Origin of the sequence: Loktanella fryxellensis (assembly GCF_900110065.1) — a bacterium.
GTDB classification, from domain to species: domain Bacteria; phylum Pseudomonadota; class Alphaproteobacteria; order Rhodobacterales; family Rhodobacteraceae; genus Loktanella; species Loktanella fryxellensis.
Window position 1 is genome coordinate 1 of the sequence record NZ_FOCI01000006.1, and the last position, 21,694, is coordinate 21,694.

22 protein-coding genes and 1 pseudogene are annotated in these 21,694 nt (G+C 68.2%); 14 read left to right on the top strand and 9 right to left on the bottom strand.

The window, feature by feature from the left end:
* A pseudogene (locus BMX16_RS06030) lies at positions 1-538 on the top strand (IS5 family transposase); the annotation flags it as partial.
* 302 nt (positions 539-840) lie between these two features.
* Here the strand turns inward: BMX16_RS06030 and BMX16_RS06035 are convergent.
* From BMX16_RS06035 to BMX16_RS06050, 4 genes are all read right to left on the bottom strand, one after another.
* Positions 841-1,311 (bottom strand): DoxX family protein, encoded by a 471-nt coding sequence (locus BMX16_RS06035; protein ID WP_245731381.1) that lies wholly within the window; start codon positions 1,309-1,311, stop codon positions 841-843.
* Complete coding sequence (locus BMX16_RS06040) at positions 1,308-2,069, bottom strand: HvfC/BufC N-terminal domain-containing protein (RefSeq protein WP_089900279.1); 762 nt, start codon at positions 2,067-2,069, stop codon at positions 1,308-1,310. Before BMX16_RS06040 ends, BMX16_RS06035 begins: the two co-directional genes overlap by 4 nt.
* On the bottom strand, positions 2,056-2,937 hold the full coding sequence (bufB, locus tag BMX16_RS06045; protein WP_089900282.1) for an MNIO family bufferin maturase: 882 nt from the start codon (positions 2,935-2,937) through the stop codon (positions 2,056-2,058). Before bufB ends, BMX16_RS06040 begins: the two co-directional genes overlap by 14 nt.
* A 66-nt stretch (positions 2,938-3,003) precedes the next feature.
* Entirely contained in the window at positions 3,004-3,297 is a 294-nt protein-coding gene (locus BMX16_RS06050; RefSeq protein WP_089900285.1) for a BufA1 family periplasmic bufferin-type metallophore, read from the bottom strand.
* A gap of 192 nt (positions 3,298-3,489) precedes the next feature.
* Between BMX16_RS06050 and BMX16_RS06055 the strand changes: the two genes are divergently transcribed.
* The 3 genes from BMX16_RS06055 to BMX16_RS06065 are packed head-to-tail and all read left to right on the top strand — an operon-like array spanning position 3,490 to position 5,446.
* A complete protein-coding gene (locus BMX16_RS06055) occupies positions 3,490-4,056 on the top strand; it encodes a sigma-70 family RNA polymerase sigma factor (protein WP_089900680.1) in 567 nt (188 codons plus the stop codon).
* Entirely contained in the window at positions 4,053-4,691 is a 639-nt protein-coding gene (locus BMX16_RS06060; RefSeq protein WP_089900288.1) for an NrsF family protein, read from the top strand. The genes BMX16_RS06055 and BMX16_RS06060 overlap by 4 nt, the downstream gene beginning before the upstream one ends.
* 8 nt (positions 4,692-4,699) lie before the next feature.
* A complete protein-coding gene (locus tag BMX16_RS06065; protein WP_089900291.1) occupies positions 4,700-5,446 on the top strand; it encodes a hypothetical protein in 747 nt (248 codons plus the stop codon).
* A 153-nt stretch (positions 5,447-5,599) separates the two neighbouring features.
* On the opposite strand, the gene BMX16_RS06070 is transcribed toward BMX16_RS06065, so the two are convergent.
* Together BMX16_RS06070 and BMX16_RS06075 are read right to left on the bottom strand one after the other, a co-directional pair.
* Positions 5,600-7,969, bottom strand: a complete 2,370-nt coding sequence (locus BMX16_RS06070; protein WP_089900293.1) for a YbcC family protein — start codon at positions 7,967-7,969, stop codon at positions 5,600-5,602.
* A 17-nt stretch (positions 7,970-7,986) separates the two neighbouring features.
* Entirely contained in the window at positions 7,987-9,531 is a 1,545-nt protein-coding gene (locus BMX16_RS06075) for a proton-conducting transporter transmembrane domain-containing protein (RefSeq protein ID WP_089900296.1), read from the bottom strand.
* A 100-nt stretch (positions 9,532-9,631) separates the two neighbouring features.
* Between BMX16_RS06075 and BMX16_RS06080 the strand changes: the two genes are divergently transcribed.
* Positions 9,632-10,504, top strand: coding sequence for a LysR family transcriptional regulator (locus BMX16_RS06080; protein ID WP_089900298.1), 873 nt, complete (start codon positions 9,632-9,634; stop codon positions 10,502-10,504).
* A gap of 9 nt (positions 10,505-10,513) precedes the next feature.
* On the opposite strand, the gene BMX16_RS17925 is transcribed toward BMX16_RS06080, so the two are convergent.
* Both BMX16_RS17925 and BMX16_RS06085 read right to left on the bottom strand, forming a co-directional pair.
* Positions 10,514-10,870, bottom strand: a complete 357-nt coding sequence (locus BMX16_RS17925; protein WP_245731397.1) for a LysR substrate-binding domain-containing protein — start codon at positions 10,868-10,870, stop codon at positions 10,514-10,516.
* Positions 10,752-11,465 carry a LysR family transcriptional regulator gene (locus BMX16_RS06085; RefSeq protein ID WP_245731383.1) on the bottom strand — a complete coding sequence of 238 codons (714 nt, stop codon included), beginning with the start codon at positions 11,463-11,465 and terminating at the stop codon, positions 10,752-10,754. The genes BMX16_RS17925 and BMX16_RS06085 overlap by 119 nt, the downstream gene beginning before the upstream one ends.
* A gap of 168 nt (positions 11,466-11,633) precedes the next feature.
* Between BMX16_RS06085 and BMX16_RS06090 the strand changes: the two genes are divergently transcribed.
* The 9 genes from BMX16_RS06090 to BMX16_RS06130 are packed head-to-tail and all read left to right on the top strand — an operon-like array spanning position 11,634 to position 20,609.
* Positions 11,634-12,590 carry a VOC family protein gene (locus tag BMX16_RS06090; RefSeq protein ID WP_089900682.1) on the top strand — a complete coding sequence of 319 codons (957 nt, stop codon included), beginning with the start codon at positions 11,634-11,636 and terminating at the stop codon, positions 12,588-12,590.
* Between the two features lie 36 nt (positions 12,591-12,626).
* Complete coding sequence (locus BMX16_RS06095; RefSeq protein ID WP_089900302.1) at positions 12,627-13,223, top strand: alpha/beta hydrolase; 597 nt, start codon at positions 12,627-12,629, stop codon at positions 13,221-13,223.
* Between the two features lie 33 nt (positions 13,224-13,256).
* Positions 13,257-14,537: an ABC transporter substrate-binding protein gene (locus tag BMX16_RS06100; RefSeq protein ID WP_089900305.1), complete on the top strand. Its 1,281-nt coding sequence runs from the start codon at positions 13,257-13,259 to the stop codon at positions 14,535-14,537.
* Between the two features lie 52 nt (positions 14,538-14,589).
* Positions 14,590-15,309 (top strand): ABC transporter ATP-binding protein, encoded by a 720-nt coding sequence (locus tag BMX16_RS06105; protein ID WP_089900685.1) that lies wholly within the window; start codon positions 14,590-14,592, stop codon positions 15,307-15,309.
* On the top strand, positions 15,306-16,013 hold the full coding sequence (locus tag BMX16_RS06110; RefSeq protein ID WP_089900308.1) for an ABC transporter ATP-binding protein: 708 nt from the start codon (positions 15,306-15,308) through the stop codon (positions 16,011-16,013). The genes BMX16_RS06105 and BMX16_RS06110 overlap by 4 nt, the downstream gene beginning before the upstream one ends.
* Positions 16,010-16,873, top strand: a complete 864-nt coding sequence (locus tag BMX16_RS06115) for a branched-chain amino acid ABC transporter permease (protein WP_089900311.1) — start codon at positions 16,010-16,012, stop codon at positions 16,871-16,873. Before BMX16_RS06110 ends, BMX16_RS06115 begins: the two co-directional genes overlap by 4 nt.
* A gap of 10 nt (positions 16,874-16,883) precedes the next feature.
* Positions 16,884-17,954, top strand: coding sequence for a branched-chain amino acid ABC transporter permease (locus tag BMX16_RS06120; RefSeq protein ID WP_089900313.1), 1,071 nt, complete (start codon positions 16,884-16,886; stop codon positions 17,952-17,954).
* Positions 17,947-19,737 (top strand): FAD-dependent oxidoreductase, encoded by a 1,791-nt coding sequence (locus tag BMX16_RS06125; RefSeq protein WP_089900315.1) that lies wholly within the window; start codon positions 17,947-17,949, stop codon positions 19,735-19,737. The genes BMX16_RS06120 and BMX16_RS06125 overlap by 8 nt, the downstream gene beginning before the upstream one ends.
* Positions 19,734-20,609 carry an intradiol ring-cleavage dioxygenase gene (locus BMX16_RS06130; RefSeq protein ID WP_089900318.1) on the top strand — a complete coding sequence of 292 codons (876 nt, stop codon included), beginning with the start codon at positions 19,734-19,736 and terminating at the stop codon, positions 20,607-20,609. Before BMX16_RS06125 ends, BMX16_RS06130 begins: the two co-directional genes overlap by 4 nt.
* Positions 20,610-20,638: 29 nt before the next feature.
* Here BMX16_RS06130 and BMX16_RS06135 read toward each other — a convergent pair whose 3' ends face one another.
* Positions 20,639-21,694 carry a sn-glycerol-3-phosphate import ATP-binding protein UgpC gene (locus BMX16_RS06135; RefSeq protein ID WP_089900321.1) on the bottom strand — a complete coding sequence of 352 codons (1,056 nt, stop codon included), beginning with the start codon at positions 21,692-21,694 and terminating at the stop codon, positions 20,639-20,641.

Sequence of the window (21,694 nt, forward strand, 5' to 3'; positions counted from 1 at the left end):
GTGGCACGCCAGCAAGCATGGTGGTCCCAAACCGCAGGTCTGGCGCAGGATCGACCTCGGGATCGACGAGCAAACGCTGGAGATCCGAGCCGCCGAGATCACCGGAAGCCACATTGGTGACGCTCCGGTCCCGCCCTATCTGCTCGGCCAGATCCCGATCGGCGAAGAGGTCGGCTCGGTGACCGCCGTCGGTGCCTACGACACCCGCAAGTGCCATGATGCCATCGCGGGCCGCGGTGCCCACGCTGTCATCCCGCCCCGAAAGAACGCGAAGCCGTGGCAGCCCGTCACCGGCGGTGCCGCCGCGCGAAACGAGATCCTGCGGGCCTCCAAATAGCTCAACCGCGCTCTGTGGCGACGATGGAGCGGATACCACCAACGGAGCCGCGTCGAGACGAAGATGCATTGTGTGAATCTGCTTGGGCAGCGCCTCATGGCACGGGACTTCGACCGCCAGGTCGCGGAACTTCAGGTCCGTATCGCCATGCTCAACGGCTACACAGCGCTCGGCATACCCGTCAAAAAAGCTGTGGGATAAACCCGTCCGGGAAAAGGCGAACCTGGGCCACAAGCCGATTTGTGCAACAGGGCCAGCCTGCATCGCCAGGATTATCAGCACCGATAAATCTTTCAAAAGAGCGATGATCAGTCGACCCCCTGTCCGCTGCCGGCCACAGACCGAGGCGGACGATATGACAACGCAAGCTGTTATGGACGGCCGACGACGAGCCAGACATGGCTTTAGCCGAAGGGTGATCGAACCGATGAAAGCGCTCAGCAGCAAGTGCTGGCGTCTGTTCGACGGATCACCCCATACGGCACGCCGGGACGATCGATCTTTCAGCGATCCAGGCCCAATGCGCGGTCCAGCGACAGGGCACCCGGTCCGCGAGCGATCAGCGCAAGGCAGCAGGCGGCCCACAACCCGTGCGTCACCCACGCGTTGGGGTAGACGAAGATCTGGATCACCAGCGTCATGCCGAGCACCCCTCCGGCCGCCGCCCGCGTGGCGAACCCCAGCAGCAGGCAGACGGCAAACACATGCTCGCCCACCGTCGCCAGTACCGCGGCGAGGGTGGCGGGGATCAGCGGCAAGGCATATTCGTTCTCGAACAGCCACCATGTACCCTCGGCGATGGCAAGGCCGTCGACCTTGGTCTGCGCCGAGGCCCAGAATACCCATGCGGGGATCAGGCGGGCGAGCAGGGCCGGCACGGTCCACGGCAGGTGGTTGCCCAAGGCATTCAGCGCGCGGATGCGGTGCCGTAGTCCGGCGCGGGGTTGGGATGGCATGACGGCGGTCTGGATCATGACGTGCCTTTTGGGTTGGCGGCGGTCACGCGCAGGATCAGCGCGTGGCGCAGCAGGGGAGGAAGGGCTGTGGCGATGGCGACCTCGGGCACGCGGCCCAGCGGTGTGCCTGCAGCCAAGGCTGCGACGGCCGCTGCCGTGGCGGTGGCCACGGGCAGCACCACCGCGTTGCCTGCATGACGAAAGATCAGCGCGGCCTCTGGCGCGGGCGCAACGGGGGCGGGGACTGCACCCGGCTGGTTGCAGCGCCAGACCGACACCGCGCCGTGATCCGTGTGCACCACCCGCAGGCCGGGATGCAGGGTCAGGACCGCGTCCTGTGGATCGCGGACCAAGGCGGCCTGCACCGCATCGGGCGTCAGCGGCGTGGCGTCGGCGGCGTGATAGGCCTGCCCGCGCAAAACCTCGACCGTCGCCACATCCGCCAGATAGGGCAGGTGCGCGACTGGCGGAAAGCGCCGCAGGAACGCGGGGAACGCCGTGCCATAGGTCTGCAACACCGGGCTGTCGGGGGGCGTTTCGGTGACATGCATCGCCGCCATCGCGCGAAAGAAATCGGCACCGACCAGCCGCTGCACCGTGGGAAACCGGGCCGCCAGCGCTTCGGTCAGGGAATGGGCAAAGGTATTGCGATAGACCGCGAACCGCCGGTCCAGATCGCCCACCGCCGTCACCCCGAGGGGGGCGAGGTCGGTGGGGGCCACGCGCTGCATCACGGCGGCGGCGAAGGCCGCCTGTCCCGCCTCATGCGATGGCATGGCGCACCTCGCGCGCTGGGGTGGCGCCCGCCATGATCGCCGCGGCACGGTCGGCCTCGGCCAGCAGGACGGGCAGGGGGGGCACGTCGGTGTCCCATTCGATCAGCGTGGGCAGCGGGCCGGTACGGGCGATGACCTCCTCATAAAGCGTCCAGACCGGGTCAGCGACCGCAGCGCCGTGCGTGTCGATCAGCAGCGGGCCGGAGGGCAGATCCTCCGCATGGTGACCGCCCAGATGGATCTCGCCCACGGCATCGAGAGGGAAGGCCGCAAGGTAGGCGCGCGGATCGGCGCGGTGGTTGGTGCAGCTGACGAAGACGTTGTTCACGTCAAGGAGCAGGCCGCAGCCGGTGCGGGCGGTGATCGCGCGCAGAAAATCCGTCTCCTCCATTGTGGAGTGGGCGAAGGTCACGTAGGTCGCGGGGTTTTCCAGCAGCATCGGGCGGCGCAGCGCGTCCTGCACCCGGTCGATGTGGTCGCAGACCGCGCGCAATGTGGCCGCGTCATAGGGCAGCGGCAGCAGGTCGTTCAGCCCCGCCCCGTCGTGGCTGGACCATGCAAGGTGTTCGGAAAAACTCTCTGGCTGATAGCGGTCGCACAGGTGCGCCAGCCGCGACAGATGCGCATCGTCCAGCGGCCCCGCACCGCCGATCGACAGCCCGACGCCGTGGACCGACAGGGCGAAGTCGCGCCGCAGCGCGGTCAGTTCCTCATGTGGCGGGCCGCCGTCGCCCATGTAGTTTTCGGCGTGCACCTCGAGGAACGACAGCGAAGCGGGACCGGCCAGCAGGCCTGCCACATGGGCGCGCTTCAACCCGATGCCGGTGCCTGCGGGCAGGCGGGTGGTGGGGGCGGGATGCTGGATCATGGCACTGGGTCCTCTGGCATGGGGGACGGCACCCCGTGGCATCGCCACGGGGTGCCGGGGGTGGCATCACATCGGGATGTCGCGCTCCAGCGCTTCCAGCGATCCCATGCGGTCCATGCCGTCGGCGCTTGCGGTGACCATCATCTCTGTGCAGGTGCCGGCGGGGACCAGCGACCAGGCGTTGCCCTGATAGTCGATCGTCGAAGTGCCGGCGCAGGTCGTGCCGGGGCCTGCGGCGCAGCCGTTCTCGCCGGCAAGCGCCACGCCAAAGCACTTTTCCATGTCCTGTGCGGTGGCACCGGTGGCGGCGGTGAAGGCGCCAAGGATCGCGAGGGCAAGTGTGGTGGTCTTGGTGGTCATGGTGGAACTCCCGTCAGATGCTCGGCGCCCCAGTGGCGTCCGATGCAGGGCAGTTCGCCGGTGGGACGGGGCGCGTTACACCGCTCGCCATCTGGTGATCGGCTGTAACATCGGCGATCACCTGTGCGTGTTGTGCGCGCAAATCGTGCGGGCCCGTGTAACGATGCGGGCATGGGCACCGAAGGGACCGACATGACCGCCGGACGCGACGCCAGATGGGCCAGCCTGCTGCGACAGGCCAACGCCGGCGACCGGGCGGCCTATGTCGCATGGCTGAAAGAGATCGCACCGGTGCTGCGCGGGATCGTCCGCGCCCGGTGTGGCGGCAGCTTTGAGGATTGCGAGGACATCGTGCAGACCACCCTGATTGCGATCCATGAAAAGCGGCACACGTGGCGCGACGGAGATCCGGTGGGGCCGTGGATCTATGCCATCGCGCGCTACAAGACCGTGGACGCGTTGCGATCACGGGGCCGCACCCGCACGACGGGCTTTGACGGGACCGAGGATGCGGTGGCCGACGACACGCTGGGCGATCCGACCGCGACCCGCGATCTGGACCGGCTGCTGACGCAGATCGATCCGGCCAGTGCCCATATCGTGCGGCGCGTGAAGCTGCACGGCGACAGCGCCGACGACGTGGGCGCCGCCACCGGCATGAGCCCCGGTGCCGTCAGGGTCGCGCTGCACCGGGCGATGGCGCGTCTGACGCAACTTGTGCAGGGCGATACGCCCCGCGATGGCGGGGGGCCGCGATGAATACCGACGACCTCATCGCGTCGATGGGCGCGGGCCTGTCGCCGGTGTCGCGCAACCGGCTGACGCAGGGGGTGCTGGCGGGGCTGGGCTGTGGCCTTGGCATGACTGCCGTGGCGTTCGCCCTGTTCTGGGGCATCCGCCCGGATGTCGGTATCGTGCTACGCGACGTGTCCCTGTTCGCCAAGACGGCCCTGCCGCTGGCCTTGGCGTGTCTGGCATGGCCGTGGCTGATGGCGCAGGCCCGGCCCGGTGCCATGTCGCGCGCCGCGCGGTTGAGCGTCACCGTGCCGGTCGTCCTGCTGGTGCTGGTCGTCGCGGCGCTGCTTTTCACGCCGCCGGACGCGGTGGGCATGGCCGTCCGGGGAAAGTCCGTCAACACCTGCCTCGTGTCGATCCCCGTTCTGGCAGTCCCGATCCTTGCGGGGCTTCTGGCGATGTTGCGCCGCGGCGCACCGGACCGGCCCGGGCGGTGCGGTGCCGTGGCGGGCCTGCTGGCGGGCGGCCTGTCCGCGACGGTCTATTCGCTGTACTGTGTCGAGGATTCGGCGCTGTTCTATGGTCTGTGGTACACGCTCGGCGTGCTGGTCGTCTGCGGCTGCGGCGCACTGGCCGGCCGCCTTGCATTGCGGTGGTAGGTGGCGGAATGGTCGCGCATCGTGCGTCATGGTGGTCGGTCGGTCTGGGTCTTGCGGCGCTGTTCGCCTGCGGCACCGGTACCATGGCGGCGACCGATGTCATCGCAGGCGCGCGGCTGACCCATCCGACCGACCGTTACCCGCACAACGTCCTCGGCGACATTCCCGGCTATGCCGCGCTGGAGGTGACGCTGACTGACGGCACCCTGTTGCGCCTCGTGCTGCCGCCCGATCGTGTGTTCGAGGATATCGCCCCGCGCCTCGCGGACATCGACGGCGATGCCCGGCCAGAGGTCGTCACCGTCGAAAGCGATCAGCGGCTGGGCGCACGCCTGACCGCATGGACCGTCGTGCCGGGTGCGGACGGGACGCTAGGGATCGCGCTGCGGGCGGCGGGGGATTTCATCGGGACGCGGTTCCGCTGGCTGGCCATCGTCGGCATCGCCGATTTCGATCGCGACGGCACGCCGGAGGTTGCTTATGTCGACCGTCCGCACGTGGCGCAGCAACTGGTGATCGTGCGCCTGTCCGGCGAACGGTTCGTGCCCGTCATGCGTCTTGATGGCGTCAGCAACCACCGGATCGGCGACAGCGCGATCACCGGCGGCGTGCGCGACTGCGGCGTTGGACCGGAACTGTGGTTGCCGACCGCAGACTGGCGGCGCGTTGTACGCATCGCGTGGCGCGACGACACGTGGACGGTGGCGGATGCCGGCGCCATGTCTGCGTCGGGCGCCGCTTTGCCGGGCTGCTGAGCGCGCGGCGGCTGATCCACAACGGTCTGGCCGCCACACGTCACGACCTGCCGCCCGCCCCCCGCGTCGGCCACCCTCACGCCGCACCGTACAAATTGGCGTCATGTGGCGGTCGCTGTCGCGGCGTTTCCCGTGTCGGGTCGTGTCCCCCCCCTACCGCCCGTCCGTCATGTCGTCCCATGACAGTCCTGCGCGATAGCGGGCGGCGACACGGCCATCGGTCAGCGCGCAAAGATGCATCCAGCCGTTGTCGAACAGCGCGCGCACGTCGTCGTGGCGGGCCAGCACGTCGGTGATCGCGGCTGTCGGGGCCGCGATCATCACGGTCAGGCGCAGCGCTTCATGCGCGGCGGCGTCGCCGTCGTGGACGGATTGCAGCGGCAGCCCGGTGCGCAGGCGTCCGCCATTGCCTTCGACCACGCCGATGCCGCCCACGACGTTGTGGATCAGCTTGTTGCCGCCGCCAAAGACCTGCGGCGCCACGGTAGAGCCGTAGTACTGCAGGCTGATCCAGCTGGCGACCACGACGGGGGCCGTCAGGATCAGTTCCAGCGTGGCAAAGCCCGTATCCTGCGTCCAGTCGTAGCTGTGCAGAAACGCCCGGCCCTGCAGGTCGCGCCCGGCAGTCACGTTGCGCGGCGCGGCGATGAAGGCCGCACAACCCGCAAGGCCCCATTCGGGCCGAACCTCGGCCCAGTCTGCGGCCCGCCGGTCCAGGGTGTCGGTCGCAGCCCCCGGCAAGCGCCGCACCCGTTCGGCGCGGGCCTGCAAACCCGCAGCGTTCAGCCAGTCTGCAGCATGGGCCAGATCGGCCGCGTGATGCGGCGCGGGCGCATCGGGGAACAGCGACACGCGGTCCGTCACCGTGTCGTGCAGGCCGGCCACGAACAGCGTGTCGGCGGGCAGGTGCAGCCCTTCTGCGGGCAGTCCGGCGCGGGTGTCGGGGTCGTTCAGCAGATCCGCCAGCAGTCGCGCCGACACTTCGCCTGTCTGTCCACAACAGGCGCCGCAGTGATACGCGCTCTCATGCGGATTGTTGGTGACCTGCGACCCGTGGCCCACCAGCAGCACCAGCCGCGCATGATCCTCGGTCAGGCTCATGGCTCGCAGGACCTTGGCGGCGAGCTTTGCCTTTTCCAATGCCGTCAGCGCAGCCTCGAACCGAGGCAGCGGACGCGGTGCCGCGGGCCGTGCCCCGCGCCCCACCGCATCGCGCAACAGCTTGCCGCCATAAAGCGGCCCCGCCGCCTCGACGAAGGCAAAGGACGACACCGCCGCCTGCCGGAACCGGCCCCAGGCGCGGGTGGTGCGGGCCGCGATGCGCGTGGCCCGTTCCCGGTCCGGGTCGCCGTGGCTGGTGGCGGTCAGCGCGGGGGTCAGCAGGGCGGGCAGATGGGCCTGCACCTCCTCCGTGCCGGCGGGCCGGTGGCCGACGGGCAGGCCGAAGAACCCGGCAAATCCCAGCGTCACGATGCCCGTATCCTGCGCCTCCAGCGCGCGGCGCAGCACCTCGGACCGCACGTCGATGCAGAATGCGGCCTGCAGCGCGGGACGCCCCGCCTGTTCGGCCGGACCGGACAGCAGCAAGGACAGCCTGCGCTGATGCGCCCGCTCTGCCGCGTCCTGCAGGATCGCGTCCAGCACCTGATCGGGCGACGGGTCCAGCGGTGCGGCATGGGCGGCCACGACGGCCTGCCAGTCGGTCGCGATGGCCGGGCAATGGGCCAGCAACGCCTCCTCCCACACCAGACGGATCGCCAGCAGGTCGGTCAGCGTCGTGTCGCGGCCACCCGCCAGTTCCGCCTGCCACAGCAGCCAGCGGGCGTGCTGTGCCCAGCCACCCAGATCGGTCAGTGCGCGGTGGAACGCCGTTTCGGCCGCGTCGTCCGTCAACCCCAGCCGACCGGCCGCGCGCAGGATGGCGCGGTCGGCGGTGTCCGGTGCATCGACGACATGGGCGCAAAAGCCGGTCAGCCCGGCGATGTCCGGCGTCAGGTCGTGGGTCGCCCAGACGCGCCACGCGGCAAAGGCGCCATGCCCAGGACGCGGCGACCACAGCGCCTGTCCCCTGTCGAAATGCCCCGCCGCCCACAGCCCCACGCTGCGTGCGATGATCCGGGGCCAGTCGGTGCCCGTCGCCCGTGCGGCCAGATCGGCGACCGTCGGCAGCGCCTGCACCGGCACGGCAGGGACGCGCATCCGCGCCTTCAGCGTCGCAAGACCGCTCGGTTTCAGCGGCGAGGTGCTGGCGATCAGCGCAGCCGTCAGATCGTCGTCCGTGATCTCTCCGGCGGCGACCTGTGCCGCAAGGTCCGCACGCGGTTGCGTCAGGGCGATCCCCGCGACCCGGCCCAGACGGGCGGCCGCGTGGGCCAGATCGTCGTGGGCCTGCCCCAGGAACGGATTGACGGCGACGGTCGCATCCAGCGGAAACGCCGGTGGGATGGCACGTGCGGCTGCGGTGGCGGCATCGAGGATGCGGGTGGCGGGTGCGGTGGTGGTCGCGATGGGTGCGTCGAACATGGGCAAGCTCCGTCGGATCAGGATTGCGTGGGGGTGCGGAAGCTGCCGGTCAGGCGGTCCAGCACGGCGTTGAGGTAGAGGCCGTTGGCTAGATGCACGCGCAATCCGGCGGCGGCCGGGTGATGCGACCAGTGCGGGAAAAGCGACTGCGCCAATGCCGCGCTACCGAAGGACCACAGCGCAAGCACGATCAGCGCCCATTCCAGTGCGCCTGCGTCGGGCGCGGGCGGCAGGCCCGCTCCCCAGATGACCTGCGCCGCCACCTGGAACCCGAAATAGGCCAGCGTCGTGGCCAGCGATGCGGCGACCGTCCGCCGCGTCAGCGCACCGGGGGCCTGATCGGCCAATCCCTGTGCGATCAGGTAGGACACGCCGAACACGAGGATCGCGCCCAGTGCGATGGCCTGCGGCGACTTTTCCCCGACGAGGCTGCCGAACCCGGCGGCGACAACCGCGTAAAGCAGCAGGGCGAGGGCGAAGGATTGCACCACCGCCCGCAGGCCCGGCACGGCGACGGGCCCCGGTTTGCGGATCGCGTTCACCGCCCGCACCGCACCGCCCGCCGACAGGAATGCATGCGCCTTGTACAGCGAATGGGCCACGATGTGCAGCAGCGCCAGCGGCCACAGACCAAGCCCGCATTGCAGCAGCATGAACCCCATCTGCGCCACGGTGGACCAGGCTAGCGCCGTCTTGATGGCACTTTGCGTCAGCATCACCAGCGCGCCGAACAGGGCGGTGAAGCCGCCCACGACCACCAGTGCCGCCATCGCACCGGGGCTGGCCTGTACCAGCCCCGCCAGCGCGATCAGCATGACGCCACCCGCATTGACGATGCCCGCGTGCAGCAGCGCGGACACCGGCGTCGGCGCCTCCATCACCTCGGTCAGCCAGCCGTGCACCGGAAAGGCCGCGGTCTTGAGCATGGCGCCAAGGGCCAGCAGGCCGACCCCGACCTGTGCCATGCCGGGCAGGGCGGCGGTGGCGTTCAGCGCCGCGATGTCGGTGGTGCCGAGGCTGCGCCACAGCAAAAGCGCGGCTGCGATCAGCGCCAGATCGCCCGCGCCCCAGACCCGGATGAACTTCTTGGCCGCGCGCTGCGCCTCTGCCCGCTCGGGGTAGAACAGCAAAAGCTGCCGCAGGATCAGGCCGGTCGCGACGAATCCCGCGATCAGGACAGGCAGGCTGGCCGCCTGCACCAGCACCAGCACCGCCGCGATGGTCGCAAGGGTCAACGCGTGGAACCGCCCCTCGCGCGCCTCACCGTCCAGATAGCGGCGGGCATAGCGCACGACGATCCAGCCGATGAAACCCACCAGCAGCGCCATGGTCGCGCTGACCGCATCGAGCCGCAGCAGGGACACGCCCGCCACCGACAGGGTCAGCGGCCCCGCCACCCAGAGCTGGACCAGACCGCCAAGCGAGAGGATCAGCGTCACCAGCGCCGCGCCTTCGGCCAGAACAGGCTGGCGGCCGGGGCGGCGGCCGGGCCGTGCGGCGCAGGCGATGGCCATTGCCAGCAACGGCAAAGGTGCGAGGGCGATGAGGGGCAAGGGGGTCATGTGACGCTCCACGGTCATTCGGATCGACACGCGAGGTAGCCTTTGACAGATATTTATAAAATTACATATATTGCGGATAAATGATCTATGAAAGCGAACGGTGGCCCAACTCAACCTGCATCATCTGCGCCTGTTCAGGGCAATCGCACGCGACGGGACGCTGACGGGGGCGGCGCGCGGGCTGAACCTGTCGCAGTCGGCGCTCTCTACGCAATTGCGCACGTTGGAGGCGTCGCTCGGTCAGGCGCTGTTCGACCGGCAGGGACGCGGGCTCGTGCTGACCGAGGCGGGTCGCATCGCGCTGGATCATGCCGAGGCGATCTTTCGCACCGTCGACGACCTGACCGCGACGCTGCGCGAGACCGGGCAGCCGCGCCGTGCCCTGCGCGTGGGCGCGCTTGCCACCCTGTCGCGGAATTTCCAGATGCAGTTTCTGACGCCCCTGATCGGGCGCGCGGATGTCGAGGTCGTGCTGCGGTCCGGGTCGCAGGACGAATTGATGCGCGGCTTGGCGGCGCTCGCGCTCGACGTGGTGCTGACGAATCTTGCGCCCGCCAGCGATGCGGCCAGTCCGTGGTTGGTCCACCGGATCGCGGACCAGCCCGTCAGTCTGATCGGGACGCCTGCCCGGGTGGGCCGGGGGCCGCATGCCCTGCGCGACGCGCTGGCGGGTCATCCCCTGATCCTGCCCACGCGCGAGACGGCGTTGCGCGCCGCCTTCGATGCGCTGGCCGCCCGGCTGGACGTCGCGCCGATCCTGGCGGCCGAGGTGGACGACATGGCGATGATCCGTCTTTTGGCGCGGGCCGATGCGGGTGTGGCGATCATCCCGCCCATCGTCGTGCGCGACGAGATCCAGTCAGACACCCTGATCGAAATCGCCCGACTTGACGGGATACACGAGACGTTCTTTGCCGTGACGCAGGCGCGCCGCTATCCCAATGCCCTGCTGGCCGAGGTCCTGCAGCGCTGAGGTGCTGCGTCAGGTGCCCCAGATCACCGCATTCTCGTGGCGCAGGATCACCGCGCGCAGATCGTCGAACCGCTGGACGATGAATTTCGTCAGCTTGTCGCTGGCGGGTTGCCGGGGGGCATCGCGCAGCGTCAGGATACCCAGCGACCGCTGCGGCTGCGGGATCTTGATCGGCAGCGTCTTGAACCGTCCGTCCTGCCGAAAGGCGAACAGCACGCTTTGCGGCAGGACCGTCAGGGCGTCGGTTTCATGCAGGTAGTTCAGCACGCTCAGCAGCGATCCACCCGCATAGCGGACGTTGAATTCGCTGACGCCGATGGACAACAGGATGGCGTGCAGATCCGCCCGCAGCGGCGATCCGGGCAGCGGCGCGATCCACGGATAGCGCAGCAGATCGTGCGAGGTGGATGGATTTGCGGCCGAACAGCGGGTGCCGCGCCCGCGCGGCGATCACGTTGCGGCCCGGCAGGATTTCCGTGAACGCGAGTTCCGACCCCGGATCGACCACGCCCAGCGGGCAGATCGCCAGATCCAGTTGGCCCGATCGCAGCCCCGCCTGCAGTTCCGGCAGATTGCCATAGGACTGTTCGATCGAGATGTCGGGCTGTCCGACCTGAAACTGCCCCAGCATCTGCGAGATGAAGGCATCCATGAAGAACGGCACCCCACCGATCCGCACGGTGCCAGCCGATCCTGCGTGAAAGCTGCGCACCGCCTCCGACGCCTTGCGGGACGCCTCGAGGATCACCTTGCCATGCGCCGCCAGTTGCCGCCCGATCACCGTGGGCACCAGCGGCCTGCGACCGGGGACGAACAGCCGCTCTCCCAGACGCTTTTCGAGCGCCGTCAGGGTGCGCGACACGGCGGGTTGCGTCAGGCCCAGCAGATGCGCGCCTTCAGTCACGCCACCGGCCTCGACCACGGCGGCGAGTTGAGCCAGATGCTTTTCGTCGATTTTCATAACGATCCGTTATGCTGCACATGCCAAAATGAATACTCCCGCATGTTGCACGGTCCTAACCTGGCGGCAACGACCAGATGCGGCGACACGACCGGAGAGGAGGCCGGGCGTTTTGCAGGCGGTGGGGCAGGGCCCCGCGCCACGCATCGTCATCACGGGGGGACCACCATGGCACGACTGACCGGCTATCATCACCTGACGCTCTGCACCCACGGCGTGCAGGAGGATTACGATTTCTACACCAAGGCGCTGGGCCTCTATTCGGTGAAACGCACGGTCCTGTTCGACGGCGTGCTGCCGGTCTATCACCTGTATTACGGATCGCGCAGCGGCGACGCGTCGACGATCATCACGACGTTCCCGTTTGCCAAGCCCGGCGTGTTCGGGCGGCGGGGGTCGAACCAGTCCAAGGTGGTGATGCAGGCGATCCCGGTCGGCGCATCCGAGTTCTGGGTGAACCGCCTGAACGGGATGGGCATCGCCGCGCACAAGGCGATGCGGTTCGGGGCCGACCGGGTGGTCTTCGCCCACCCCTGCGGCATCCCGCACGAGCTGGTGGAGAACCCGTCCGACAGCCGCATCCCCATCGCCAACGCAGATCGCGGGATCGGTGCCGAGCACGGGATCAAGGGCATCTACGGCGGTGCGGTGTCGGTGATGGACCGCAGCGCGATGGACGATTTCCTGACCATCGCCCTGCCGCTGGAGAAAGTCGCGGACAACCACGAAGGCATGGTCTTCGCCGTCCCCGGCCCGGACGGGTCGCGGTCCATGGTCGAGGTGCTGCACGAACCCGACGTGGCGCAGGGCACATGGACGCTGGCGGGGGGCACGATCCACCACCTCGCGCTCGACACCGGCAACGAGGAAAACCAGCTGGCGCTGCGCGCGCATATCGAGGGGCTGGGGTTCACCGACATCTCGGAACAGAAGGACAGGATGTATTTCAAGTCCTGCTATGTCCGCAGCCCCGGCGGGGCGCTGTTCGAACTGGCGTGGACCGTGCCCGAAGGCTGGGCCAAGGACGAGCCCGCCGACGCCATCGGCCAGACTTTGGTGTTCCCGCCGTGGTTCAGCGACCGTCAGGCCGAGATGGAAGCCGGCCTCGAACCCGCGACGTTCTGAACCGTGGCCGCGGTCGCGTTAGGGGGGAATGTGCGGGTGATCTGCGTCGTCGTGCATGGCCGTGGGCAGACGCCCGCCGACATGCAGGACATGATCGTGGGGCATCTGGCCGTGGACGGCGTGCGCTACGTCCTGCCCAAGTCGGACGGGCCGGGCTGGTACGACGCCCGCGCTGTCGACCCGCTGACCGACGCCACACGCGCGCAGGTCCGGCACGGCGTGGCGCGGATCATGGACGTGATCGCAATGGCTCGCGCGGCGGAACCGGATGCCGCCCTGCTGCTGTGCGGCTTTTCCCAGTGGGCCTGCCTGCTGGGCGAGGCTCTGCTGGCGGGCGATGTGATCCCCGACGCGGCATGCCTGTTCACCGGCTGCCGCGTGGGCACCGCTGCCGACGCGCTGCCGCTGCGCAATCTGGGCGGTCTGCCGGTCTATGCCAGTTGCGGGGACGCCGATCCGTGGATCCCCGTGGACGCTCACCACCGCCTGCTCAGCGATCTGAGCCGGGCCGGGGCACGCATCCGCAGCGACATGTTTCCGGGTCGCGCCCATACGGTGAACGGCATCGAAATCGGCGTGCTGACCCATATGCTGCGGGCGCTGGCCGACCGCAGACCGATCCTCGACACCTGAGACACAGCATTTTTCAACCGGGAGGATGAGACGATGATCACGCGCCGCAGACTGATACAGACCGGGGTCGCCAGCGGGTTCGCGCTAAGCGCATCCGGCCTTGCAATGCCCGCCATCGCACAGGCGCGGCCTGTGCGCATCGGCTATGTCAGCCCGCAGACCGGCCCGCTGGCAGGCTTTGCCGAGGCGGACAGCTTTACCATCGCGATGTTCAACCGCGTCATGGCCGAACAGGGCATCGCGGTCGCGGTGATCGTCAAGGACAGCCAGTCGAACCCCAACCGCGCCGCCACCGTGGCGCAGGAGCTGATCATCGACGACGAGATCGACTTCATGCTCGTCGCATCGACCCCCGAGACGACGAACCCGGTGGCGACCGTGTGCGAGGGCGAGGGCGTGCCGGTGATTTCCACCAAGGCGCCGTGGCAGCCGTTCTTCATCGGGCAGCAAGGCAACCCCGCCGACCCCGAAAGCTGGCAACCGTTCGAATACGCCTACCACTACTTCTGGGGGCTGGAGGACGTGATTTCCGTCTTCACCAGCATGTGGAACCAGCTCGATACCAACAAGCAGGTGGGCGGGCTGTTCCCGAACGATGCCGACGGCAACGCCTGGGGCGATCCGAACGTGGGCGTGGCACCGGGGTTCACAGCGGCGGGATACACCACCACCGACCCGGGCCGGTTCCAAAACCTGACCGACGATTTCAGCGCGCAGATCAGCGCCTTCGCCGCCGCCAACGCCGAGATCGTGACCGGCGTGGTGATCCCGCCCGACTTCACCACCTTCCGCAACCAGTCGTTGCAGCAAGGCTTCCAGCCCAAGGCGATCACGGTCGCCAAGGCGATCCTGTTCCCGCAATCGGTAGAGACGCTGGGCGAGGCCGGTCACAACCTGTCGTCCGAGGTGTGGTGGTCGCCGGGGCATCCGTTCACCTCGTCCCTGACGGGCGAAAGCTGCGCCGAACTGGCCGCCGGGTTCACCACGGAAACGCAGCGCCCGTGGACGCAGCCCATCGGGTTCGTCCATTCGCTGTTCGAACTGGCCGCCGACGTGATCAAGCGGGCGTCCGATCCCACCGACCCCGACGCGGTGGTCGAGGCGATCCGCGCGACGGAATTGAACACCATGGTCGGGCGCATCGCATGGGACGGCGCTGGCGTGCCGCCCTTCGCCGCGCAGAACATCTGCAAGACGCCGCTGGTCGGCGGCCAGTGGCGCAGGGCCGAGGATGGCACCTTCGATCTGGTCGTCGTGGACAACACCATGCAGCCGGACATCCCCACCGGCGGCACGATGGAACCGCTCGTCTGACGTCACACGGTCCCGCCGGTCTGGCGGGACCACACCCCGGATGGAATCCGCCATGTCGATCCTGTCGCTGCACAACGTATCCCGGTCGTTCGGGGCCCTGAAGGTCACGGACGACGTGAGCTTCGACGTGCCCACAGGGCAGGCGCTGGGCATCATCGGGCCGAACGGGGCTGGCAAATCCACGCTGTTCAACCTGATCACCGGCAACCTGTCGGTGGATCGCGGGACAATCACCTTCGACGGGGCGGACGTCACGCGCACCAGCGCCATGCACCGCTGCTTGAACGGAATGGGGCGGTCGTTCCAGATCCCGCAACCCTTCGGCAGTCTGACGGTGTTCGAGAATCTGATCGTCGCGGCCACCCACGGGCGGGGTCTGAGGGAGCGCGACGTGGCTGACGACTGTGCCGACATTCTGGAACGCACGGAACTGATCGACCGCGCCAACGATCCCGCATCCAGCCTGTCGCTGTTACAGCGCAAGCGGCTGGAACTGGCCCGCGCGATGGCGACGCAGCCGAAACTGCTGCTGCTGGACGAAATCGCGGGCGGCCTGACCGAAGGCGAATGCCGCGCCCTGATCCAGACGATCCGCCAGATCCACGCCAGCGGTGTGACGATCATCTGGATCGAACACGTGCTGCACGCGCTGAACGCCGTGGTGGAGCGGCTGCTGGTGCTGGATTTCGGGCGGGTCATCGGGATCGGCGATCCGGCCACGATCATGGCCAGCCGCGAGGTGCGCGAAATCTATCTGGGGATCGAGGTATGAGTCTGCTGCAGGTCACCGGCCTGACCGCCCGTTACGGCGACTTTCAGGCGCTGTTCGGCGTCGATCTGACGCTGGACGCGGGCGAGGCCATCGCCATCATCGGCGCGAACGGTGCGGGCAAGACCACGCTGATGCGGTCCATCTCCGGCGTGCTACGCAATGCGCCCGAGATGATCCGCCTGAACGGTGCCCCCATCGGTGCGCTGCCACCCGATGCGGTGGTGGCGCAAGGCGTTGCCATGGTGCCGGAAGGGCGGCGTCTGTTCGCGTCGCTGAGCGTGGAGGAGAACCTGCTGATCGGGGCGCATGGGCGCAAGGATGCAGGATACTGGACGCTGCAGACCGTCTATGACCTGTTCCCCATCCTGAAGGAGAAGCGGCACGTCCCCGGCGTGTCCCTGTCCGGCGGGCAGCAGCAGATGGTCGCCATCGGCCGCGCGCTGATGAGCAATCCGCGCGTGCTCCTCTGCGACGAGATCAGCCTCGGCCTTGCCCCCGTCGTGATCCGCGACGTCTATGCCGCCCTGCCGCGCATCCGCGACGCGGGGGCGGCGGTCGTCATCGTGGAACAGGACATCGGGCAGGCGCTGAAGGTCGCGGACCGTGTCTATTGCATGATGGAGGGGCGGATCACCCTGTCGGGTCGCCCGGAGGATCTGAGCCGTGCAGCGATCCATGACGCCTATTTCGGGGTCAGCGCATGATGTGGGTCGACACGGTGGTGCAGGGCATCCTGCTGGGCGGCCTCTATGCGCTGTTCGCGGCGGGGCTGAGCCTTGTGTTCGGAATCATGCGGCTGGTGAACCTCGCCCACGGGGACCTGATCGTGCTGGCGGCCTACGTCATCCTGCTGGTGGTGTCGGTGCTGGGGATCAACCCGTTTCTGGCGGCGGCCATCGCCATGCCGGTGATGTTCGCCTTTGGCTGGCTGTTGCAGCGCGTGGTGCTGAATAGGGTGCTGGGCGAGGATATCCTGCCGCCGCTGCTTGTGACCTTCGGCCTGTCCATCGTCGTGCAGAACGTGCTGCTGGAGGGGTTCACCGCCGACAGCCAGCGCATCGGCGCGGGCAGCCTGGAGACGGCATCGGTCGCCATCGGTCCGCTGACGCTGGGGGTGATGCCGCTGCTGACTTTCGCCAGCGCCATCGCCGTCATTGTGGGGCTGAACCAGTTGTTCTATCGCACCGCACTGGGCCGCGCGTTCCGGGCGGTGTCCGACGATCCGGTGACGGCCAGCCTGATGGGGATCAAGCCCGCGTCGGTGTTCGCCACCGCAACGGGCATCGCCATGGTCGTCGTCACCATCGCCGCGCTCTATCTGGGGATGCGGTCGAACTTCGATCCGACCATCGGGCCTGCGCGGCTGATCTATGCGTTCGAGGCGGTCATCATCGGCGGGCTGGGGTCGCTGTGGGGCACGCTGGCGGGGGGCATCGTGATCGGCGTGGCGCAGACCGTGGGGGCCGCGATCAACCCCGAATGGCAGATCCTGTCGGGGCACGTCGCGTTCCTGATCGTGCTGCTGATCCGGCCCCGCGGCCTGTTTCCGCGCAGCCATGACTGAGGGGCGCCGTATGAGCACCATCGTCGACACGCGCACGACAGCCAGCCGGATTGCTGGAGTCTGTGCCGTTCTGCTGCTGGCGGCGGCCATCGTGGCCCCGGTGTTCGTCGGGCGCGGGGTCATTCAGGACCTGTTCTTTATCCTGACCATGCTGACGCTGGCGCAGTTCTGGAACCTGCTGGCGGGCTATGGCGGGCTGGTCAGCGTGGGGCAGCACGCTTTCGTCGGCATCGGGGCCTATACGCTGTTCGGCGCGGGGCTGCTGCTGGGCCTCGATCCCGTGGCGGCGCTGCTGTTGTGCGGGGTCGTGGCGGTGGTGATCGCAGTACCGACCGCGTTCTTCGCGTTCCGCCTGCAGGGCGCCTATTTCGCCATCGGCACATGGGTCGTGGCCGAGGTGGTGCGCCTGTCGGTCGCCCAGTGGCAGGCGCTGGGCGGCGGGTCCGGCACGTCGCTGCCCCCCACCGCGCGCGATTTCGCGGGCACCGCGTGGGTGGCCCGCGTGCTGGACGTGCGGGACGCTGCGGCGCGCGACATCGTCACCTACTGGCTGGCGCTGGCGCTGGCCGTCGCCACCTGTGCGGGCGTCTATGCCCTGCTGCGCAGCAAGCGCGGTCTGGCGCTGGCCGCCGTGCGCGACAACGTGGCGGCAGCGCAGGCGGTGGGCGTCGATGCGCAGCGGATGAAGTGGCTGGTGTTCCTGATCGCGGCGTTCGGCACCGGCATCGCGGGGGGGCTGATCTATCTGCAAAAGGGGCGGATCAGCCCGGATGCGGCGTTCAGCGTCACCGACTGGACCGCCTTCGTCATCTTCATCGTGGTGATCGGCGGCATCGGCACCATCGAAGGGCCGATCATCGGCGTGCTGGTGTTCTTTGCGCTGCAATCGCTGCTGGCGGATTACGGCAGCACCTATCTGATCGTGTTGGGCGCGCTGGGCGTCGTTATCATGCTGTTCGCCCCGCGCGGGTTGTGGGGCCTGTTTGCGGCCCGCACCGGCATCCACCTGTTCCCGGTCCGCCGCCGCCTGCGGCGCACCGTACCCCGCAACACCCAACCACCGGGAGAGACCCATGGCTGACATGGAAACCGACGTCCTGATCATTGGCACCGGACCCGCCGGGTCCGCGTCCGCCGCATTGCTGTCGACCTATGGCATCGCGAACATCGCGATCAACCGCTATCGCTGGCTGGCGAACACGCCCCGCGCCCACATCACCAACCAGCGCACGATGGAGGTGCTGCGCGATCTGGGGCGAGAGGTGGAGGCCGAGGTCTATCTGCATGCCACCGAACAGGACCTGATGGGCGAGAACGTGTTCTGCGAAAGCCTTGCGGGCGAAGAGATCGGTCGGATGCGCAGCTGGGGCACGCATCCAATGTCCAAAGCGGAGCATCTGCTGTCCTCGCCCACGTTCATGAACGACCTGCCGCAGACCTTCATGGAACCGATCCTGTTCACCACGGCGGCGAAACGCGGCACGCAAGGAAGGATGAGCACCGAATACCTGTCACACGTGCAGGACGCGGAGGGCGTGACCGCCACCGTGCGCGACCGGATGACCGGGCAGACGCTGACGATCCGGGCGAAATACCTGATCGGCGCGGATGGTGGCAATTCGCTGGTGGCCGCACAGGAAAACCTGCCCATCGAAGGCAAGATGGGCGTCGGCGGGTCGATGAACATCCTGTTCCGCGCGGACCTGAGCCGTTACGTCGCTCACCGGCCATCGGTCCTGTATTGGGTGATGCAACCCGGCGCGAACGTCGGCGGCATCGGCATGGGGCTGGTGCGGATGATCCGGCCATGGAACGAATGGCTGATCGTCTGGGGCTACGACATCAACGGCCCTGCGCCAGATGTGACGCCCGCATACGCGACAGAGGTCGCGCGCCAGCTTGTGGGTGATCCGGAGCTGGAGATCGAGCTGATCAGCGCCAACACCTGGACCGTGAACAACGCCTACGCCACGCGGATGCAGCAGGGGCGCGTCTTCATCATGGGCGACGCGGCGCACCGGCATCCGCCGTCGAACGGGCTGGGGTCGAACACGTCGATTCAGGACGCCTTCAATCTGTGCTGGAAACTGGCCAGCGTGATCCGGGGACAGGCGGGGGCGGGGCTGCTTGACAGCTATACCGCCGAACGCGCACCTGTGGCCAAGCAGATCGTCACCCGCGCCAACCAATCCATCGGAGAGTTCGGACCCATCTTCGAGGCGCTGGGCCTGACCGGGTCCGTCGATCCGGTCGTGATGCAGCAGAACATGGACGCCCGCACCGACAGCGGGTTGGCTGCGGAAAAGCAGCGCGCCGCGCTGCGCGACGCCATCGCGTTCAAGAAATACGAATTCGACTGCCACGGGGTCGAGATGAACCAGCGCTATGCCTCCGCCGCCATCGTGACGGACGGGCAGCTGGAGCCGCCCTTCGCGATGGACGAGGAATTGCATTACCACCCGACTAAGTGGCCCGGCGCGCGGCTGCCGCATGTGTGGGTCTTCACGCCCGAGGGGACAAAGCTGTCCACCCTCGATCTGGCCGGACACGGGGCGTTCAGCCTGCTGACCGGCATCGGCGGAGAGGCGTGGGCCGAGGCCGCCGCCACTGTCGGCGCAGAGTTCGCCCTGCCGATCACCGTGCACCAAATCGGCCCGCGCCGCGCGATTCAGGACCACACGGGCGACTGGGCGCGGGTGCGCGACATCCGGGACAGCGGCTGCGTGCTGGTGCGGCCCGACCACCACGTCGCATGGCGCGCGGACGAGGTCAGCGCCGATCCCGCAGCCGACCTGCGCCGCGTCCTGACCGCGATCCTGCAACCCGATGCGCTGGCTGCACAGCGCGTGCGGGGTGCGGCATGAGCGAGCAGGGCTATTTCACCGAAGGCAATTCCGCCGAGGTCGTAATCAGCCGCAATGCGGAAGCCAAGGATGCGCGGCTGGCAGAGGTCATGGCCGTCATCACCCGCCACCTGCACGCGGCGGTGAAGGAAATCGAGCCTTCGCAGGACGAATGGATGCAGGCGATCCGGTTCCTGACCGCGACGGGGCACAAGTCTGACGACTGGCGGCAGGAGTTCATCCTGCTGTCCGACGTGCTGGGCGTGTCGATGCTGGTCGACGCGATCAATAACCGCAAGCCGTCGGGGGCGTCCGAAAGCACCGTCCTCGGCCCGTTCCACGTCGATGGCGCGCCGGAACTGCCGATGGGCGCCAACATCTGTCTGGATGGCAAGGGCGAGCCGATGCAGGTGCAGGGCCGCATCTTGTCCACCGACGGGCAGCCCATCGCGGGGGCCGTGATCGACGTGTGGCAGACCAACGACGACGGCTTCTATGACGTGCAGCAAAAGGGCATCCAGCCCGATTTCAATCTGCGCGGCGTGTTCCGCACCGGGGCTGACGGGCGCTATCACTTCTGGGGGGCGAAACCGCGCTTCTATCCCATCCCGGACGACGGCCCGGTGGGGCAGTTGCTGGTAGCCCTCGGGCGGCATCCGTATTGGCCCGCGCATCTGCACTACATCGTCAAGGCGGACGGGTTCGCACCATTGGTGACGCACATCTTCGATCCCGACGACGACTACATCCAGTCGGACGCGGTGTTCGGGGTCAAGGAAAGCCTGATGGCCAAGTTCCACCACGTCACCGACACGGACCGGATCGCGGCGGCGGGGCAGCCGGGGCCGTTCTATGACGTGACGCATGATTTCGTGCTGGCCCCGGTGGGCTAGGACATCACACATGCCCCCTGCGCCCGCCGTCAGGTCAGGCGTCGCCCCCCCTGCACGTCGAACAGGTGCAGCGCATCGGCGTCCGCGTGCAGGAACAGGCGGTCCTGCACAGCGTGGCCTGCGGGCAGCGTGCAGACCATGGCATGGCCGCCGATCCTGCCGTGCACCAGCCGCTGCGCGCCCAGATCCTCGACATAGCTCACGTCGAGCGTCAGGTGACCGTCGCCCCCGTTTCTGCGCGGCTGCAGGTCTTCGGGCCGCACCCCCAGCGTCACGGGCCCGTCCAGCCCTGACGGCAGTGGCAGTTGCACCCGGACGCCACCGACCGTCAGGGCGCCATCCGCGATCTGCGCCGGGATCAGGTTCATCGCCGGCGATCCGATGAAGGCCGCGACAAAGGTCGTGGCGGGGCGGCGATACACCTCCATCGGGGTGCCGATCTGTTCGATCCGGCCACCGTTCAGCACCACGAGGCGGTCCGCCAGCGTCATTGCCTCCAACTGGTCATGGGTGACGTAGATCGCGGTCGTGCCCAGCCGCTTCTGCAGCAAACGGATCTCGCCGCGCATGGACAGGCGCAGCTTCGCGTCGAGGTTCGACAGCGGCTCGTCGAACAGGAACGCGGCGGGTTCGCGCACGATCGCGCGTCCCATGGCGACGCGCTGCCGCTGTCCGCCAGACAGCGCCCGTGGCTTGCGGTCCAGAAATGCGCCGATCTCAAGGATCGCCGCCGCCTCGTCCACGCGGCGGGCGATCTCTGCTGCGGGGGTGCCACGGTTCTTCAGGCCATAGGCCAGGTTCTGGCGCACGGTCATGTGCGGGTAGAGCGCGTAGTTCTGGAACACCATGGCGATGTCGCGGTCGGCGGGTTCGACCGTGTTCACCACACGGTCCCCGATCGCCACGGTCCCGGTGCTGATCGTCTCCAGCCCCGCGACCATGCGCAACAGGGTGGACTTGCCGCAGCCGGACGGACCGACGAGCACGAGGAACTCGCCGTCGGCGATCCGGATGGACACGTCCGTGACCGCCTGTCCGCCGCCGGGATAGGTCTTGCCGACGCGGTCGAGGGTGATGGATGCCAT